The 16,917-nt window shown below is 41.7% G+C and carries 16 protein-coding genes and 1 other RNA gene; 9 read left to right on the forward strand and 8 right to left on the reverse strand.

What is annotated here, in order from left to right:
* Nucleotides 1-41 precede the first annotated feature (41 nt).
* Nucleotides 42-1,517 carry a mandelate racemase/muconate lactonizing enzyme family protein gene (locus tag GXP67_RS16825; protein WP_162444201.1) on the reverse strand — a complete coding sequence of 492 codons (1,476 nt, stop codon included), beginning with the start codon at nucleotides 1,515-1,517 and terminating at the stop codon, nucleotides 42-44.
* Between the two features lie 318 nt (nucleotides 1,518-1,835).
* Here GXP67_RS16825 and GXP67_RS16830 point away from each other — a divergent pair, with 318 nt between their 5' ends.
* From GXP67_RS16830 to GXP67_RS16855, 6 genes are all read left to right on the forward strand, one after another.
* The gene (locus GXP67_RS16830) at nucleotides 1,836-2,948 is read left to right on the forward strand and encodes a phosphoglyceromutase (protein WP_162444202.1); all 1,113 of its coding nucleotides are present in this window, start codon (nucleotides 1,836-1,838) and stop codon (nucleotides 2,946-2,948) included.
* Between the two features lie 1,141 nt (nucleotides 2,949-4,089).
* A complete protein-coding gene (locus tag GXP67_RS16835; protein WP_162444203.1) occupies nucleotides 4,090-4,344 on the forward strand; it encodes a hypothetical protein in 255 nt (84 codons plus the stop codon).
* Between the two features lie 221 nt (nucleotides 4,345-4,565).
* Complete coding sequence (locus GXP67_RS16840) at nucleotides 4,566-5,024, forward strand: SRPBCC family protein (protein WP_162444204.1); 459 nt, start codon at nucleotides 4,566-4,568, stop codon at nucleotides 5,022-5,024.
* A 165-nt stretch (nucleotides 5,025-5,189) separates the two neighbouring features.
* A complete protein-coding gene (locus GXP67_RS16845; RefSeq protein ID WP_162444205.1) occupies nucleotides 5,190-5,471 on the forward strand; it encodes a PhzF family phenazine biosynthesis protein in 282 nt (93 codons plus the stop codon).
* A gap of 88 nt (nucleotides 5,472-5,559) precedes the next feature.
* Nucleotides 5,560-5,925 carry a DUF4180 domain-containing protein gene (locus tag GXP67_RS16850; RefSeq protein WP_162444206.1) on the forward strand — a complete coding sequence of 122 codons (366 nt, stop codon included), beginning with the start codon at nucleotides 5,560-5,562 and terminating at the stop codon, nucleotides 5,923-5,925.
* 246 nt (nucleotides 5,926-6,171) lie between these two features.
* The gene (locus tag GXP67_RS16855; protein WP_162444207.1) at nucleotides 6,172-7,293 is read left to right on the forward strand and encodes a site-2 protease family protein; all 1,122 of its coding nucleotides are present in this window, start codon (nucleotides 6,172-6,174) and stop codon (nucleotides 7,291-7,293) included.
* Between the two features lie 68 nt (nucleotides 7,294-7,361).
* On the opposite strand, the gene ffs is transcribed toward GXP67_RS16855, so the two are convergent.
* Nucleotides 7,362-7,455: signal recognition particle sRNA small type (gene ffs, locus GXP67_RS16860), an RNA gene on the reverse strand.
* A 123-nt stretch (nucleotides 7,456-7,578) separates the two neighbouring features.
* On the opposite strand from ffs, the gene GXP67_RS16865 reads away from it, so the two are divergent.
* Nucleotides 7,579-7,911, forward strand: coding sequence for a hypothetical protein (locus tag GXP67_RS16865; RefSeq protein WP_162444208.1), 333 nt, complete (start codon nucleotides 7,579-7,581; stop codon nucleotides 7,909-7,911).
* 52 nt (nucleotides 7,912-7,963) lie between these two features.
* Here the strand turns inward: GXP67_RS16865 and GXP67_RS16870 are convergent, their stop codons facing one another.
* From GXP67_RS16870 to GXP67_RS16885, 4 genes are all read right to left on the reverse strand, one after another.
* Complete coding sequence (locus GXP67_RS16870; RefSeq protein ID WP_162444209.1) at nucleotides 7,964-8,389, reverse strand: OsmC family protein; 426 nt, start codon at nucleotides 8,387-8,389, stop codon at nucleotides 7,964-7,966.
* A gap of 199 nt (nucleotides 8,390-8,588) precedes the next feature.
* Nucleotides 8,589-10,613: an OmpA family protein gene (locus GXP67_RS16875; protein WP_162444210.1), complete on the reverse strand. Its 2,025-nt coding sequence runs from the start codon at nucleotides 10,611-10,613 to the stop codon at nucleotides 8,589-8,591.
* Nucleotides 10,614-10,674: 61 nt separating this feature from the next.
* On the reverse strand, nucleotides 10,675-12,918 hold the full coding sequence (locus GXP67_RS16880; protein ID WP_162444211.1) for a WG repeat-containing protein: 2,244 nt from the start codon (nucleotides 12,916-12,918) through the stop codon (nucleotides 10,675-10,677).
* Between the two features lie 250 nt (nucleotides 12,919-13,168).
* The gene (locus tag GXP67_RS16885) at nucleotides 13,169-14,278 is read right to left on the reverse strand and encodes a type III polyketide synthase (protein ID WP_162444212.1); all 1,110 of its coding nucleotides are present in this window, start codon (nucleotides 14,276-14,278) and stop codon (nucleotides 13,169-13,171) included.
* A 756-nt stretch (nucleotides 14,279-15,034) separates the two neighbouring features.
* Between GXP67_RS16885 and GXP67_RS37050 the strand changes: the two genes are divergently transcribed.
* Nucleotides 15,035-15,844, forward strand: coding sequence for an IS110 family transposase (locus GXP67_RS37050; RefSeq protein WP_197901700.1), 810 nt, complete (start codon nucleotides 15,035-15,037; stop codon nucleotides 15,842-15,844).
* On the forward strand, nucleotides 15,841-16,389 hold the full coding sequence (locus tag GXP67_RS37055) for a transposase (RefSeq protein WP_197901701.1): 549 nt from the start codon (nucleotides 15,841-15,843) through the stop codon (nucleotides 16,387-16,389). The genes GXP67_RS37050 and GXP67_RS37055 overlap by 4 nt, the downstream gene beginning before the upstream one ends.
* A 21-nt stretch (nucleotides 16,390-16,410) precedes the next feature.
* Here GXP67_RS37055 and GXP67_RS16895 read toward each other — a convergent pair whose 3' ends face one another.
* Both GXP67_RS16895 and GXP67_RS16900 read right to left on the reverse strand, forming a co-directional pair.
* Entirely contained in the window at nucleotides 16,411-16,581 is a 171-nt protein-coding gene (locus tag GXP67_RS16895; RefSeq protein ID WP_162444213.1) for a hypothetical protein, read from the reverse strand.
* Complete coding sequence (locus tag GXP67_RS16900; RefSeq protein ID WP_162444214.1) at nucleotides 16,569-16,874, reverse strand: hypothetical protein; 306 nt, start codon at nucleotides 16,872-16,874, stop codon at nucleotides 16,569-16,571. Before GXP67_RS16900 ends, GXP67_RS16895 begins: the two co-directional genes overlap by 13 nt.
* Nucleotides 16,875-16,917: the final 43 nt, after the last annotated feature.

Here is a 16,917-nt window from a genome sequence, read left to right on the forward strand (position 1 = left end):
TTACTAAATTTACATATTCCCTCTAAAAGAAGGGTTAAATATCAGCTCCAGATGCGGTCCCAGGAACGGAGTTCGTCCCAGTCTTTGGTAGGCTCGAAATAGCCTTCTCCTTTTTTGAGGTGTTTTTTCACCACATCCTCATTGAGTTCTACACCAATACCTGGTTTTTCGGGCACCATGGCGAATCCGTTCTGTATAATAGGTTTGGGAACACCTGTAACCAGATCATCCCACCAGGGTACATCTACCGAGTGGTGCTCGAGAGCCAGGAAGCTTTGAGTAGCTGCGGCGCTGTGTACTGTAGCCAGGAAAGATACAGGAGAAGCCGCATGGTGAATAGCCATTCCGATACCATGTTCCTGGGCATAATCGCCGATCTTTTTGGTTTCCCAGATACCTCCTGCACTGCCTGGGTCTGGATGCACAATATCTACAGCCCGTTTTTCAATCAGGTCTTTGAAGCCTTCTTTCAAATAAATATCCTCGCCGGTTAAGGTAGGTACATCAATGGCTTGTGAAATTTCTTTCCACATATCAGTATATTCCCAGGGCACCATATCTTCCAGCCATGCCAGATTGTATTTAGTGAAAGCTTTACCAAGCATAATATTGCTGTTGATCCCCATATGGCCTAAGTGATCTATAGCTAGTGGAAGATCGTAGCCTACTTTTTCGCGTACAGCGGCTACAAACTTTTCCATTTCAGCTACGCCTTTTTCGGTGATCTGAACACCGGTGAAGGGGTGCATGGTACGGCCATAGCTGTCGAAATTGGCATCCCAATCCCGGAGTTCACCATAAGGGCCGGTATTAGTGATTGTGCCTGGAATATGCTTCACCATGCCAATATTCACATCCATTTTAAGGAAGGTAAATCCCTGGTCGGCTCTGGCTTTCATGCGGGTAGCAAACTCATTAGGATCTTTTACCCTGGGGGTATCGGCATAAATCCGGACTTTGTTGCGGTATTTACCACCCAGCAGTTGATATACTGGTACGTTATATGCCTTACCGGCCAGATCCCACAAAGCCATTTCTACGCCGGACACACCTCCACCTTGCCTGCCATGATGGCCAAACTGTTTGATCTTCCGGAAGAGGCGTTCCACATTACAAGGATTTTCGCCCAGCAGGCGGCTTTTCAGAAACAAGGCATAGCGTTTATCGGCACCGTCGCGTACGTCGCCCAGGCCATATACACCCTGGTTGGTATCAATTTTTAACAAGGGCACATTGCCATACTGTGCAATCCGCAGATCGGTAATTTTGAGTTCGGAAGGATTAGAAGCCCGGTTGACTTTTTGGGTGGTATGCGCCAGCTGGTCTTCCAGGGAAGCATTCATCACTACACTCAGGCTTAAGCCGCCTAAGCCAGCTTTTTGCAGAAACGAACGCCTCCCAACTTTCTCATTCGGTGCCTGCTCTGTTTCCGGTGGCTTGCCTTCTGGATTTCCGAGTGATTTACTCTCTAAAGGTTCTTTCAGCTTGCTCAGCAGCTTTTCAACTTTTGGGTTCATAGCAGATTTAAGTAACAGGTATGAATAAAATAGAATGAAAATTTACAGAAAGCCTGGCTCATATCTCTCAAGAAATATAGCCCGGTTAATTTCCCTTTTATTTCTAAGAGACCGTGAAAGCACAGATGCCCTCAAAATTTAGATAGAGAGTTACCCAGTTTCATCCGGTGAAACCAAAGATGGATGCCAGTGTGAAGAAATACATCAAAATTTTAATAATTCCTTAATTTATAATTGATAAATAGTTGATATTTAGATATGAATTTTAGGGATTACTTTACTATTTGTAAACCACCTGTTTAAAACACTTCTGCACCTATGAACATTATACTTAACAAATGCCTGCCCCTGATAGGATTGTTTACACTTATCCTTATTTCCGGCATAAGCCAGGCACAAACAAAAAAACTGAAAACCGAACATGTATTTATTATCACCTTTGATGGGCTCCGCTGGGAAGAACTTTTTAATGGAGCCACAGATAGCCTGATAAGTGATAAAGCTTTTGTAGATGATACAGTGGCACTCGCAAAAGCTTTTGGCGGCGCTACACCTCAGGACCGCCGTATTAAACTGATGCCCTGGTTCTGGCAGACGATGGCTAAACAAGGCCAGTTATATGGTAACCGCCTGCTGGATAACAAAGTAACAGTTTCTAATCCACACTGGTTTTCCTATCCTGGCTACAATGAAATCCTGACTGGATTTGGTGATCCGGCTGTTAATTCCAATGATAAAGTTGATAATAAGCATACAACCGTGCTGGAATGGCTCAACCAGAAGCCTGCGTTTAAAGGCAAAGTAGCATTTTTCGGTTCCTGGGATGTGTTTCCATATATTGTGAATGAAAAACGCAGCGGCATTCCGGTAAATGCCGGTTACCGCACCGCCCAGGGAAAAGATATCAGCAGCCGGGAAGCGTTTCTGAATGAACTGCAGCCTCAGGTGCCTGTACTCTGGGGTTCTGTACGGATGGATGCCTTTACACACCAGTATGCCCTGGAATATATGAAACGCAAACACCCCAGAGTACTACATATTGCCTATGGAGAAACCGACGATTTTGCCCACGAAGGCCATTATGATAAATACCTGCATTCTGCACAACAGACAGATGCCAAAATTGGAGAATTGTGGGAATATGTACAGTCTGACCCGTTTTATGCCGGTAAAACGACCTTTATTATCACCACCGATCATGGCCGGGGAAATACGCCTAAGGGTGCCTGGAGAAGCCATGGCGACGAACACAAAGGTTCTAATGCCATCTGGTTTGCGGTAATGGGACCGGATACGCCAGCCTCAGGCGAAATGAAAACAAGCGGACAATGGTGGCAAAACCAGGTAGCTTCCACCGTAGCTGCTTTCCTTGGCCTGGAATACACCAATACATTTACGGTAGGAAAGCCGGTGTTAGAGATGATGAAATAAGGCTTACGGGCTATACTCTATAGTAACTATTACTTATATTTAGGGAATAACCGTACTACTTGGAATAGAGGTACGGTTATTTACATGTTGTCAGTAATGCTTATATTAAAAAAAGAAAATCTTGATTAAGAAGCTAATTAAAGGAACGATATTATCCATTTTAATTTTTTGGTCCGTTTCCTTTCTGACTGTCGTGAAATCTATATGGATGCCTGAATTTGATTACAGTTTAAATATCGGCTTCCCTTTAAGGTATTATCATCAGTTCTATTTAAGTGGTAGTAATGGCCCTAATCATGGTGGAAACGGAAAAAATCTTTTGATTGATTGTAGTTTAACCTGGGGAATTGTGGTGAGTGGATACTTATGGATAAAAAGAAAGAAAAGCATATACTGACAACACCACATCCCGCATCAACTGGGCTGCTTCAACGCAACGCTCAGTTAGCCTCAGTTGTGAGGATGTTTGGTGCATTGTGTTCAATTGAAGGATCAAAATGAAATACTTAGCAATATTGGTGGGATCACTCTTTGGCATTAGGGGGATCAGTCAAGTTCAGACCGGAACCTACCAAAGTGTAAACCCCTCTTTTCAGGAGAACTTTTTCTTGGTGGTTAAGCCAGATAAAGTTTACTTATTCGGATGGGAACTGAATGACAAGAAAGACACGATCTATTATAGGTCCGTAAGCAGGTTTGAAAGGAATAGTCAAGTGAAATTTCACCAGTTTGAGTTCTCCCGATTATCTCTTAACAGGAGAACGCTCAGGATGTTTTCACTACAAAAAGATTTAAAAGTTAACTCGTTGTTGTTACATGCCCGGTTGTTCAATATAAAACAAGTCGATAATCAGCTATTTTTATTAGCCACTAAAGATAGCTATGACAGCAGGGCTGATGAGTTTGTATTTAAAAGGATAAGATAACTTAACACCAGATACAACCGGACAGCGGCCCGCCTCATCGTATAGCTGACGCATTAGGGACCGCCGACGTGAAGCTGTGGGTCATTAGTGGCAAGCAAAAAAGCTCCGTTTTTCGATTAAACAAAGGAAGCAGAGTAACTTAACGTTACATCAATCAGGTCAATATATTTTCTACAATTTAAAAGATTAAATTTTCAAATAACCTAGCTATTATTATGCTTTCAAATAAAGATTATTCTCAAATGAGATTTGACGAATTATTGTCAGAGGAGAAAAAAATTAAATCACGAAAAACTATAATTGCTGTGCTCGTCGGTTTAGTAATTGGCATTGCTGTTTGGGCGGCTACCCATAAAGGAGGTTTTTTCCTTACTATTATCTTGCTAGCTTTTTCACTTCTAATTGGTTCTAGATATTTAAAAAACTTAAAGGGCATTCAAGCAGAAATAAGCCGCAGAAATACTGTCTGAGAGATAGTGAACAAGGGCGGGAGATTGACGTGCGAATAGAAAATAATAATGAACAAAGGCTATGTCACTAACACTTGCTTCAATCGGTCAGCGTCCCATTCCAAAGCACACCCTTAACACAAGGGACCGCCGACGTGAAGCTGTGGGTCATTATCGGAATGTATAAACTTAATGATTGTTTCCAATGCTGATTATTCCGGGTTACATGCTAATCAGGGCATATGACTTTGATAGAACAAAATGATATTGTAAGAAAAATAATTACAATAGACGCTCCGGTTTCTATTGTCTGGCAGTATCTGACTACGCCAGACTTGATGAAGTTATGGATGCTGGATGCAGATATGGAAATGGATATTCTTACTGACTGGAAAATAGGGAGTCCGATAAAAATGAAAGGAAAATTTCATAGAATAAAATTTGAAAATACAGGGACCATCTTAACCTGTCAAAAAGAAAAAGTTCTTATCTATACACATCTGAGTTCCATTTCTAGACTTGCTGCCCGGGCTGAAAATTTTTGTACCATCACCTTTATGCTAATACCAGCTGAGCAATCAACTACACTGGAACTGACGATTACTAATTTCCCAACATACGCGATTTTTACACACATGGCCTTCTATTGGAAGACTACTTTGGAAGTATTGAAAAGACAGCTAGAAAACAATACCCTCTAAGGTCAAATACATAGCAGGATAAATAAAATACAAGCTGCTAGCACAATCCTATGTGTAGAATATCCCCGGTTTGGTAAAGCAGATTTTTATATTCCCGATTCACTGCTTCGTGCATTAGGCATTAAAAACTACAGGAATCATTTCTTTTGCCCGGAATTAGAATCTTTGTTTATAGAATTAAGTAATGACCATGAACTCGTGCAAATTACTCCCAACTACCAGGCAATCGTCGAAAGTTCCAGCCAGATAAAAGAGGTTGTCATTATGAGCCCGTCAGGTAATCCTGCCTATGACTTTCTGCTGCGTTCTTTTTGTCCGTGGATAGGGATAGATGAAGCTCCGGTTACTGGTTCGGCACATGCCGTACTGGCCCATTACTGGCAGGAAAAAACAAGGAAAGATACTTTGCCTATCAGGCTTCGAGTAGGGGAGGAGAGGTGTTCTTAAAACCTAAAAAGGATAGGGTTGAAATTGGCGGAAAAACAGTAATATTGGTTGCAGGAGAATTAACCCTCTAAGAAAGCATTATTAAACAATGAAGATAGAATACATTGAAGTAAACGGACAAACGATTGCCGAAATCGTTTCTGATGATATAATTATTCACAATGCGCAGGATGCACTGGAACTACTGGTGAATTGTGGGTATAATGGAGCAAGCGCGCTGATTATGCAGGCCTCCAATCTGACTCCTGATTTTTTTGAACTCCGCACTGGAGTAGCCGGAGAGGTACTACAAAAGTTCTCAACCTATCGTATGCGCATGGCGATTGTAGGTGATTATACCTCATTTTCCAGCAAAAGCCTGAAAGATTTTATTTTTGAGAGTAACAGGGCAGGCAGAATTATCTTTGTTTCATCCGGAGCGGAAGCCAGGAAAGCGTTAAGTGAAAAAGGGTAGGTCAATCTGCTTTCCAGGATTTCCAGCGAAACTTCACAGAAACGACTGGAGCAAAAAGCCATTTTAGGTATCAGCGATGCCAATACTGAGATAAAAGTAATACCACTGGTTTATACAAGAATGAAAAGTATAGAATGATATTGTAACTTGCCCTAGCAGGCTAATCATGGAGGACAACTGCAAAACAATTATACTTTCGAACCGTTCTTACCAAACTGTTGGTAACGTTAACTACCTGTTTCACTAATGCCCGAAAATACAGCTAAAAGTTATTTTATACATATTTCCTTATTCATACTTACTTGTATTACCACTACACTAGCAGGCGCTGAATGGCAATATGGCCGGAGTTTTATTTTCTTTGAAAATCCCCTGGGCTGGAAGGAATTCTGGCATGGCTTATATTTTTCTGTTCCTTTTCTGGGGGTACTCACGGTACATGAATTTGGCCATTACATTACGGCTCAGTTGTATAAAGTAAGAGTTACCCTGCCTTACTATATTCCCTTGTGGCTGGGCATAGGTTCTTTCGGAACCATGGGGGCATTTATCCGCATCAAAAGCCCCTTACATACCAGAAAGGAATATTTTGATATTGGCATTGCCGGACCATTGGCAGGATTTGTCGTAGCGCTGGGTGTGCTCTGGTATGGATTTACGCATCTGCCTCCGCCTGAATATATTTTTACTATTCACCCGGAATACAAACAGTATGGGTTAAATTATGCCGATTATGTATACAAAGACCTGACTGGTAATATGTCATTGGGTACGAATCTGCTTTTTCTGTTCTTCGAAAAATTTGTAGTAGATGATCCCAGCCGAATTCCCAATATGTATGAAATGGCGCATTATCCCTTTCTGCTGGCGGGCTATTTATCTCTCTTATTTACAGCGCTTAACCTGATTCCGATTGGCCAGCTGGATGGCGGACATATTTTGTTCAGCCTGATCGGGTTTGACAGGTTTAATAAAATAGCCCCGGTACTGTTTGTGTTGTTTGTATTTTATTCCGGGCTTGGCTTGGTTTCTCCTTTCGACACCTTGGACGAACTGATGGTAGGGCTGCCACTATATATTGGATTTTTATTTATTACATTTTCCCGCATTACCAGCGATATGAAGAATACACTTTTATTAAGCCTTGCAGTGCTGGCTATACAATTTACATTAGTGGCTTTTATACCTGGACTGAAAGGATATTCTGGCTGGCTGTTATTTGCTTTTATGATTGGCCGGGTACTGGGTGTATATCATCCGCCGGTATTATATGAGCAACCCTTGTCGGTGGGTCGGCAAATACTAGGATGGCTGGCATTAGGTATTCTGATCATCAGCCTGAGTCCAGAACCATTTATTATCTCATAGAACTGCTCTGATGCGTATTTTAGCCCGAAAAATAAAGGTGAATGAGAACCGGAAGGAGTATAAATAAAAAAGGCAAACCAAATATCGCACCGCTCAACTATTTACCTTTGCTTGCTTCCGCACCTGGAGGAGTTCAATAGGAGCTGGTCGTACTGATTTGCCGTTGCAAACCTACTATTTTTATTTTTTTAATAAAAGGCTATTTTAAATTTTATACGTTTTTTAGCGTTCCTCAAATAACATTGCGTTGATTTTTACTAAATGATTACAAATAATATCCTTCCTATGCCACCATCACTTAAGTCCTTTATAAATAGCTGTCTGTTTCTGTGTTTGTTTATTGTTCAAGCTTGTACAAGCGATGTAGAGGAAACACAGGTACTGGAAGCGGCTCAGGCATATGCCAGGCAAAATTCAGATATAGCGGTGAATATACAAGCTGAGTCTATTCTGGAAGATTATGCCAGGGTAAAAGTGACACCTAAAAATCCTGGGGAGGCAGATGAAGCCCTGATGTACCTGAAAAAAGTAAAAGGCCGCTGGGAAGGAATTAGCCTGGGAACGGGTTTTTCGCCGGAAGATTATGAAAAACTGGGTATACCTGAAAAAATCCGGTAATGCACAAAAAAGGCCACACAAATTTCTTGTGCGGCCTTTTTTATAAGAGTGTTTAAGCCTCTAACCTGGCCGACATGGTAATATCAGCCTTCAATACTCTCGATACCGGACAACCTGCTTTTGCCTTGGCAGCAATTTCTTCAAATTTAGCCTGATCTATCCCAGGAACTTGTCCTCTTAAATCCAGGTGAATAGCTGTAATACTCCAGCCACCATCTTTGTTTTCCAAGGTTAGGTTGGCAGTCGTATTTAATTGAGTGGGAGTAAATCCCTCGCCACCCAGCATGGCCGACAAAGCCATCGAAAAACAGCCGGCATGAGCAGCTGCAATCAGCTCTTCAGGATTGGTACCATTTCCGTCTTCAAAACGGGTATGGAAAGAGTAGGCGGTTTTATTCAATACACCGCTTGGAGTGGTCAGATTTCCTTTTCCTTCTTTTAGATTTCCTTGCCAAACGGCAGATGCAGTACGTTTCATAGTATAGGGTTTGGTTAAATATGGTAATGACCTGACCATCTACCATAAGGCAGATATTTTTCCAGGTTTATCGCCGTGAAAAATACAACAAAAGATGAGAAAATTGAAAGAAAATAAAAAAATAGATAGGTAGTAGATGGAATTATAGAATTACAGACTTATAGAAAAATTGAATAAATAAATTCAGTAATTCAGTAATTTACTTTTTCAGAATCAGGAATTCAACCCGGCGGTTTTGCTGACGGGTTTTTTCATTGGAGTTGCTGGCAACTGGCCTGGTACTTCCATAGCCTTTTACCTGGATGCGCTTTTCTTCAATACCTTTACTTACCAGATAATCTTTTACAGCAGCTACCCGGTTTCGCGATAAATCTACATTCAACATAAAATCACCCACATTATCCGTATGACCTTCCAGCTGAATTTCCATGGTTGGATTTTCTTTCATGAGAGCGGCTACGCGGTTTAATTCCTCAAAAGAAGTTTCCAATAGCGCATGCTTGCTTTGTTCAAAATAGATATGGTTGAGCCGCACCAGCTGCCCTACCGCCAATGGCATCAGATATAAATCTTTGCGGATCTCTTTATATGCGGTTTCCTGGGTTAGATCTATTTCTTCCTCTGCCGACATAAATCCTTCTGCCCTGGCGGTAAAAGAATATTTAAACTTCAGTGGAAGTACCACTTTATACCCATCTGTAACCGGGTTGGCAACCGCACTGCCGGCTTCACCTCCTTTGGGTAAGGCCTCGTATGAAATGCTGGCTTGCAAGGGTTGTTTGGTCTGCGCATCGTATACATTGCCATACACCAGCGCTACCGGATCTGGCTGGATGGCTTTATCTAGTTTGATGCGGAAAATATCGTTTTCGCCACTGGATTCTTTATCGGAAACGAAATAGGCATAATCGCCGGAAGCAGGAATGGTATAATAGGTATCCCAGGCTTCGGAATTAATGGCAGGCCCCAGGTTCTGAGGTTCGCTCCAGTTGAGCCAGCTGTCATCTAAACGTTTGCTCACGAATACATCCATATTACCAAAACCACTCAGGCCGCCGGTAGAATAATATAAGCTTACCCCATCTGACGCAATGAAAGGGGATATTTCTCCATCTGCTGTATTCACCATAGCACCCATATTTTTGGGTTCACTCCAGGTATTATTAGGTTGCAAAAATGATACATACAAATCTTTAGAACCATATGAATCATTCCGCTGGGCAGTCATCACCAAAACTTTGCCATTCTGTGCCAGGGAAAATTCTGCATATTCATTGTCGTTGTAATAGTTATTGATCTGCACTGGCTCTGGAAATCCCCACTCTCCGTTGGACATCCTTCTGGTAATAGAAAGCCCTTTTTTCAGTTTACCATCGGGCATATAGCGGTTGTTGAGCAGCATGGTATTGCCATCCGGAGAAATAGAGAAAGAAGAGTTGTGCTGGATGGTATTAATTGGCGCACCCAAGTTTTTAGCCGGGCCAAACATTCCCCGGGCATCAATTTGTGCTACCCATATATCCTGGTCAGGAGTCAGGTTGCCGGGGTGCATGGCACGGGTAAAATAGAGGCTTTTTCCATCGGGAGAAATTACCGGGCAGATTTCATCATAAGGGCTATTTACATTGCGGCCTAAGTTTTCTCTTTTTACCTGCGTAGCTGCCTGTGTAGAAGCATTCTTGCTGATGTTAATCCGGGCTTCTACCGGTTCGCTGGAAGAAGAAATACCAATTGCATCTATCTGGTTGACGCCTTTAATGCGGGAGGTATTCATCATGATCTTTATGGCCGCTACTTTATAAGTCGTTTCCTTCACAAACACATTAAACATGCGCCCTACCATACGACTGGTATCTTTTTTATTCTCAAAAAGCAAATATTCCTTATCCTGCAGATCATAAGCATAAATGCGGGTAATAGTGCCGGCATTCATATTTTCAGCAATGGCAATCTGTTTGACTGACTGTGGCTGTATATAGGCTACTTTTATCCATTCACCGGAAGCATTATCGTCCTGCGAAGGCCGCCAGGCACAGGGGCTATTGCCAAAGAGAGGTAATTTACTTGGTTTGCCGGTTACCTGGGCAGCCCCATACTGCTTAGGCATTTTAGGGTCCTGGTATTCAGAAGAGAAAGCAACAACACGTGAAGCCCATTGAACCTCCTGTGCATACGTTGTAAACAGGCTGGTTAGTAAAAAGGCGAGAAAAAGTATTTTTTTCATCTGAATGTGATTTGCCGGTAAAGCCGCAGGTTCCGAAAACCATGCTGGCTTCCGGTTACACTCAGCGGTTATAAGTAAAATTTTGCATCTGGGGTACCACCCCTAAGATAAAAATATTTTTTGAAGAATCCACGTACAAATAATCATATATCAACGGAAGCACATCTAGTCCGTTAGCATCTGATATACCTGATTTTCCGCCTCTGTTTAAAAGTATCAGTCCGTTGCCCAGGTCTTGTATGGCATCATACTTGGTTGTATACAATTCTTTGCCGGTTTCAGTTACCAGACCTTTTTTACCATCTTTGCTTACCAGATAACGGCCGGATGGTAGGCTTTGTATGGATTCGTACTGTGGTTTTACGGTTTCTTTGCCTTTTTTGTTAACGAAACCCCATTTTCCTTCTTTGCTTATGGCAGCAACTCCATTTCTGAAGTCCAGCACCTGCTCATAATGAGGCTGTACCCGTAGTTCTTCTGCTTTGTCTACAAATCCCCAGTTGCCCCGGATTTTAACGGCTACCATATCTTCAGAGAAACTTCCAATACCTTCGTAGCGGTTGGCAATACGCAGTTTGCCGTTACGGTCTATAAAGCCATATTTGTTATTGATCTTCACTCCTACTCTTTCTTCTTTCATCACATGTAATTCCTGATAGAGAGAACTGGGCCGCAACACTACTTTGCCTTGCAGGCTCATTAAGCCTTTCTTTCCATTTTTTTCTACACTGAATATACTGTCTTTGGCCAGAGCAGAGATGTGATCGTATTCTTGCGGAATAATTACATTGCCTTTACAATCATATACACCGGTTTTCCAATCAGAAGTTACCTTAAATAAAGTTTTACTGACAGGCTCTATTTTATCTGCGCTGAATAGTACTTGCTTTGTAAACAGGTTGATAAAACCAGTTTCTCTGTGGGACGCATACACTGCCGTTTGTGTATTGAGAATATGCAGGCTATCGTAATGGGGATCTATTGCCCAGCTGCCTCTGGCATTAATCATTCCGGATCGCCCATGTTTTTTTACTACCGTATACAAACCTTTAAAATCAGCCATATCATCATACGAGGCTTCGCCAGTTACATGTCCGCTGGCATCGAGCAGGTACCATTGTGTTCCCTGCCGGACAGAGAATAGGCCAAAAGGCTGCATGCGTATTTCATCGTAAATAGAAGGCGTAATGGCTTTTCCATGCCGGCTGTAAATGCCCCACTTATTGAGTTCTTTTACCCTGATTACCGAGGAGGCACTGTCTATTACTACACTCTGAAATTGAGCAGGCAATACCTGGTTGCCTTTTTTATGTAATACGCCAAAACTAAAGCCATTTCTTACTACAGTTAAATCATTGGTAAATGGTTGTATTTCATCATATTGGGGCTCGCAGATACGTTCTCCATTCCCGCTCAATAATCCAAATTTTCCTTCTGACTGGTAGGCATATAATGAAGTAGCTACTGGCCTTATATTATCATATTCAGAAGTAAGCAGAATTTCTTTTTTAGCATTCGTTACTTTCCACTGGGTAAAAGGAATAAGCTCGTAATGATTTGGATCTTTTTTAACAATATTTTTATACTCTGCCTTTACCAGCATGGCTCCTTCCCGGTTAATCACTCCCCATTTCCCGGCTTGCTTTACAGTGGCAAGTTCCTCATCGAAATCCTTTATATCAGTGTAATTTCCTGCGAAAATGGGCAATTTTTGCCTGGTGAATACCTGCCAGGAATCCTGCTTGTTTTTTACGGCAAATACCTTGAAGTTAAAATCACGGATAGCTACATACTGGAGGGGAACAATGGTTTCGCCGGCGGCATTAATAACACCAAAATGTACAGGCGTATTTCCTTTGGCGTCTGCATCAAAGGTAACGCCAACAATAAACATAGACTGGTCGGGAGAAGCAGTCAGGTAATCGTACTGGGGATCTACCACTTCTTTGCCCTTGATATTAACTAATCCGAATACGATTCTTTTTGTGCTCAGGCTTTCCCGTTTGCTTACTACTGCTACACCATTACGGAAATCCCGTATTTCTTCGTATAATGATTTAGTAAGAAATTTGCCTTTGGAATTGATCAGCCGCCAGTGATGCCGTATTTTTACCCTGGCAATACCTTCAGTAAAAGGGAGTGCCTGCTCAAACTGCGGTTTAATAATAAAATGCCCGGAATCATCTACATACCCATATAAACCGGTTTTTCCTTGTGAAGGAACAGGAAACTCTTCGAGGCTACCAGCAAAAACGGACGAAATCAGCAGAAAACACAAAAAAAACAAACAAATTTGTTTGAGCATATGGCAATACAGCTAGTACTTGAGCAGATCAGATTTTATCGGGTTAAGGTTTAGGCGTGTAAACTCAAATATATCGATTTTTGCAATAGGAATGAAGAAAATCGCTTCAGATAACCTAATTTTCATGCTTTCCGGCAGGTAAGTTTTCCCTTATTTCGCCCATGGTTACAAGGTATTGATGGCAATTATGGCAAAGGTAAAATCCGGGTGAATGAAGACTGATAAATATTAGGGGAAAGGGATAAGTTTCTTACCTATAATGTACCTTTAACAGCATAGATTCCAGCGTAAGGCCTGGCCCAAAAGCAAAACTGAGAATATTCTTTCCGGCATCCGACTGTTGCAGGTCATTCCATAAGGCTTTCAGCACAAACAGTATGGTAGGCGACGACATGTTGCCATAGGCTTTCAACGTCTGGTAGGCATAGCGGTTATCCTCCTTACAAAGGCCCAGTTGCTGCTCAATCACTTCCAGAATGCGTTTTCCTCCTGGATGAATGGCAAACAGATGTATATCGTGTGTAGTAAGCTTGAGATGTTTCAATAATCTCTCTGTAAGCTGCCTGATGCCGTTTTTAATCAGGTCGGGGATGTAGGAGGAAAGGGTCATTTCGAAGCCGAAGTTGCCAATATGCCAGGCCATATCGTTTTTTCCATCAAAATGCAAGTCGCAATACAGCGATTCGATACTGATTGAGTATTCATTCCGTGGGCTTGCTTCCATAATAACAGCTGCGGCTCCATCGGCAAAAATGGCATTAGACAGCAAGTGGTCTTCTGTTTTGTACTTCTGAAAATGAATGGTACATAATTCCACACACACTACCAGTACTTTCGCCTCCGGATTTGATTTACAAATGGCATCAGCTGTTTTAAGGGCATTAAATGCGGCATAACAACCCATAAAATTTATAGCTGTCCGTTGAATGTTGGTGGCTAATCCAATGGTTTCTACTAGTTCAATATCTATTCCTGGCGCATACATGCCAGTACAACTCACTGTAATTAAATGAGTAATTTGCGTGGGAGAAAAGTCTGGATAAGCCAGTAGGCAATTCCGGATAGCTTCGGTACACAATGGAACCGCATGTTGCTTATATAATTGCATCCGGCGGTCGATCGTAGGAAAGGGCTCAAGGTCAGGCGTATTGCTGTAAAAATCAAAGGCTCCATTACGTCTGGTGTAATCTGCCAGTACTGTATACCTATATTGAATGCCTGTAGAGCGATAGAGAGCTGTCAGTTTCTTTTTCTCCGCCGCATTCATGCTGACGGCTTCTGCCATAAAATCGGCAATGCGCATTTGAGGTAGTTTATAAGGTGGATTTGCCGTTCCAATGGCCGATATATAGCTCTTCATCTCAGGTTTTAAATATACTTCCGGATAATACGTCTGTTGATTTCCAATATCCGGAAAACACGTAAGGTAGTAAATATATAACGCAACATCTATGGGAATGGATTTACTCTGTACGTTCTAGGAGTAACTACAAAACCTAGCTAAATGTTAAAGAAACCTTCAGATACTTCTCTAATGGATATGCTGCTGGAAACTTTATTCGGGGAGAAGTGGAGGCAGGAGAGGAGTGTTCGATTGGATAGCAGGCTAAAGATCAAAAATCAGGTATATGTTCTCACACTAGGAACTGGTAGTCAAGTCAGCTACAAATAGATTGTACTTGTACGTTAGCTAGTTTCTATAACTTAACCAGTTCAAAGACTGGAAGCCAGAAATGAATATCTTTCCAGCTTCCAGTCTTTTTACATCCAGTTTATTATCAAATTAGTGATTTGGTTAAAATGGATTAAGATGAATATAACGCATTATCTGCCCATTTCTGCAATCAAGCGTTGATACATATTCTGGTATTCCGGAAGAAGCATTGATTTCTTGGGCTAACGTAGGTACTTTTGTTTTGTCCTAAGCTAGACCAATTTTTTTCTGGTGTTTACAGCCCGTGACACATTCTGGTCAGAAATGTAAAAAGCCCTTCTGCTCCAACAGAAAGGCTTGAGATGATTTCAGTGGAGGAGCTATCAGCTACCCCGATCAGTATATTTTCATATCAAAGATACATTTCCTTGGGACTTTTTCAACTTAATCAAGTAAAGAAACATGAAAAACAAGTCTGTATCCATGGAAGTCATTAACCGCAATGCTGCCGGTATTGATGTAGGAAGCCGGTCACATTATGTAGCTATCGGCCAACAACGAGAAGATGTGAGAGAGTTTGGCGTTTACAATGAGGATCTAAGCCAATTGCTGGCTTGGCTTAAGGCAAATCAAATTACCACCGTAGCTATGGAAAGTACTGGTAATTACTGGCAGAGTTTATTTTCCTTTCTACAAGAAGCAGGATTAGAGGTATACCTGTGCAATGGTAAATTCACCAAAAACATCAAAGGCCGCAAAACCGATGTGCAAGATTGTCAATGGATACAGAAGCTACATAGTTTGGGGCTACTCAGTAGTAGTTTTCTGCCAGACCTAGCCACTGAACAATTGAGAACTTATTGCCGGCATCGCACTTCCCTGTTGGAGACCTCTGCGATGACCACACAAAAGATGCAGAAGTACCTACGATTGCTCAATCTTCGTTTAGATATAGTGGTCAAAGATGTCTGTGGACTGACAGGTTTGCAGATCATTGAAGCTGTCTGTAAAGGAGAAACCAATCCACAAGTACTAGCCTCTTTTCGTCATGGTAACTGCCGTAAATCAGAGGAAGAAATCGCCAAAGCCCTGCAGAGTAATGGGAGGAAAGATTACCTGTTTGGCTTACAACAGGAATTTGACCTGTATAAAATCCTGCAGGCAAAGATGGAGCAATGTGATGTAGCTATAGCAAAGCTACTTTCTGAGCAGATTGAAGGGATGAGACAAAAAGAGCTTTACAGGCGGAGGCTAAGCCGCATAAAAAGGTGAACAAGAATACGCCAAAAAATATGGACTTGAATCAACTTGCTTATCAGTACTTTGATGGGGTGGACCTGATGCGCATTGAAGGAGTGAGTCATGCAACAGTGATTGCCCTAATGAGTGAGGTAGGCTGTGAAGGGATCAAAAAGTTTGAGACATCCAAACAATTCACCTCTTGGCTCAGATTATGCCCCAATATAAAAATTAGCGGCGGTAAAGTATTAAGTAAAAAGATTGCCAAAGGCAGTAATCGTTTAAAAATTGCGCTCAGGTTAGCAGCCAACACAATAGGCAATCTCAAAGACACCCATCTATCAGATTTCTTCAACCGCATCAACTATAGAAAAGGTAGAATAGCCGCTATCTCAGCCACAGCTCGAAAGCTGGCAGTCATTATCTGGAATATGATCGTCAAACATGTACCCTATAATCCGCCTAGTCAATACTTATTTATGGATCAGAAAAGAAAGATGAAACTAGTACAAAGGATCAGAAATAAGATTGCTAAATTGGACTTGAAGCCTGAGGATGTGGGCTTCGCTATGAACTAAATTTAACTGTAGACATAGACGTTAGTCAGTATAAAAGGCAGTCTTTGGTGAATAATCATCCCGCATAATGCCAAACTGATAAAAGATATTGGGATTTTGCGAATCAGCATCTCTCAAATCGAAAAGTTCATAGGCTGTTATATTAAACTTTTCCCTTTCGTTATATACAGACCTGATGATTATTTCAAGCACTTCTGCCTGCTTTTCTTCTGATCTTCGGTGAAGTGGGCCTTACATTCTCTATAATATGGATAGGAGCACTCTCCGGAATGCCAGCTTTTTTCAGAAGATAAATTTTCGGTAGGTACAGCCCGGAATACATCAGGAAAAAAATCCAGCCCTACGTAATCCAGTGAGGCATAAAAATCTGGCGTAGCACGTGTATTAATTTCCCTCCAGAAGTCATAGGCAGGGTCAAAATTTACCACACCATTAAAACCAACTTCGATGGGCGGATTCTCTCGTTTCGCCTCTGCTTTGCGCAATCACCCCGGTTACTACCACTGCCAGACATTAAGAATACTCATG

It is taken from the genome of Rhodocytophaga rosea, assembly GCF_010119975.1.
GTDB lineage: Bacteria > Bacteroidota > Bacteroidia > Cytophagales > 172606-1 > Rhodocytophaga > Rhodocytophaga rosea.

Excerpts from the sequence above, each read along its gene's own strand:
- GXP67_RS16875 (WP_162444210.1), bottom strand. The coding sequence starts at position 10,613 with ATGAAAAAAATACTTTTTCTCGCCTTTTTACTAACCAGCCTGTTTACA.
- GXP67_RS16870 (WP_162444209.1), bottom strand. The coding sequence starts at position 8,389 with ATGAAACGTACTGCATCTGCCGTTTGGCAAGGAAATCTAAAAGAAGGA.
- GXP67_RS16825 (WP_162444201.1), bottom strand. The coding sequence starts at position 1,517 with ATGAACCCAAAAGTTGAAAAGCTGCTGAGCAAGCTGAAAGAACCTTTA.
- GXP67_RS16865 (WP_162444208.1), top strand. The coding sequence starts at position 7,579 with ATGCCACCATCACTTAAGTCCTTTATAAATAGCTGTCTGTTTCTGTGT.
- GXP67_RS37050 (WP_197901700.1), top strand. The coding sequence starts at position 15,035 with ATGAAAAACAAGTCTGTATCCATGGAAGTCATTAACCGCAATGCTGCC.
- GXP67_RS16880 (WP_162444211.1), bottom strand. The coding sequence starts at position 12,918 with ATGCTCAAACAAATTTGTTTGTTTTTTTTGTGTTTTCTGCTGATTTCG.
- GXP67_RS16840 (WP_162444204.1), top strand. The coding sequence starts at position 4,566 with ATGACTTTGATAGAACAAAATGATATTGTAAGAAAAATAATTACAATA.
- GXP67_RS16855 (WP_162444207.1), top strand. The coding sequence starts at position 6,172 with ATGCCCGAAAATACAGCTAAAAGTTATTTTATACATATTTCCTTATTC.
- GXP67_RS16850 (WP_162444206.1), top strand. The coding sequence starts at position 5,560 with ATGAAGATAGAATACATTGAAGTAAACGGACAAACGATTGCCGAAATC.
- GXP67_RS16885 (WP_162444212.1), bottom strand. The coding sequence starts at position 14,278 with ATGAAGAGCTATATATCGGCCATTGGAACGGCAAATCCACCTTATAAA.
- GXP67_RS16835 (WP_162444203.1), top strand. The coding sequence starts at position 4,090 with ATGCTTTCAAATAAAGATTATTCTCAAATGAGATTTGACGAATTATTG.
- GXP67_RS16830 (WP_162444202.1), top strand. The coding sequence starts at position 1,836 with ATGAACATTATACTTAACAAATGCCTGCCCCTGATAGGATTGTTTACA.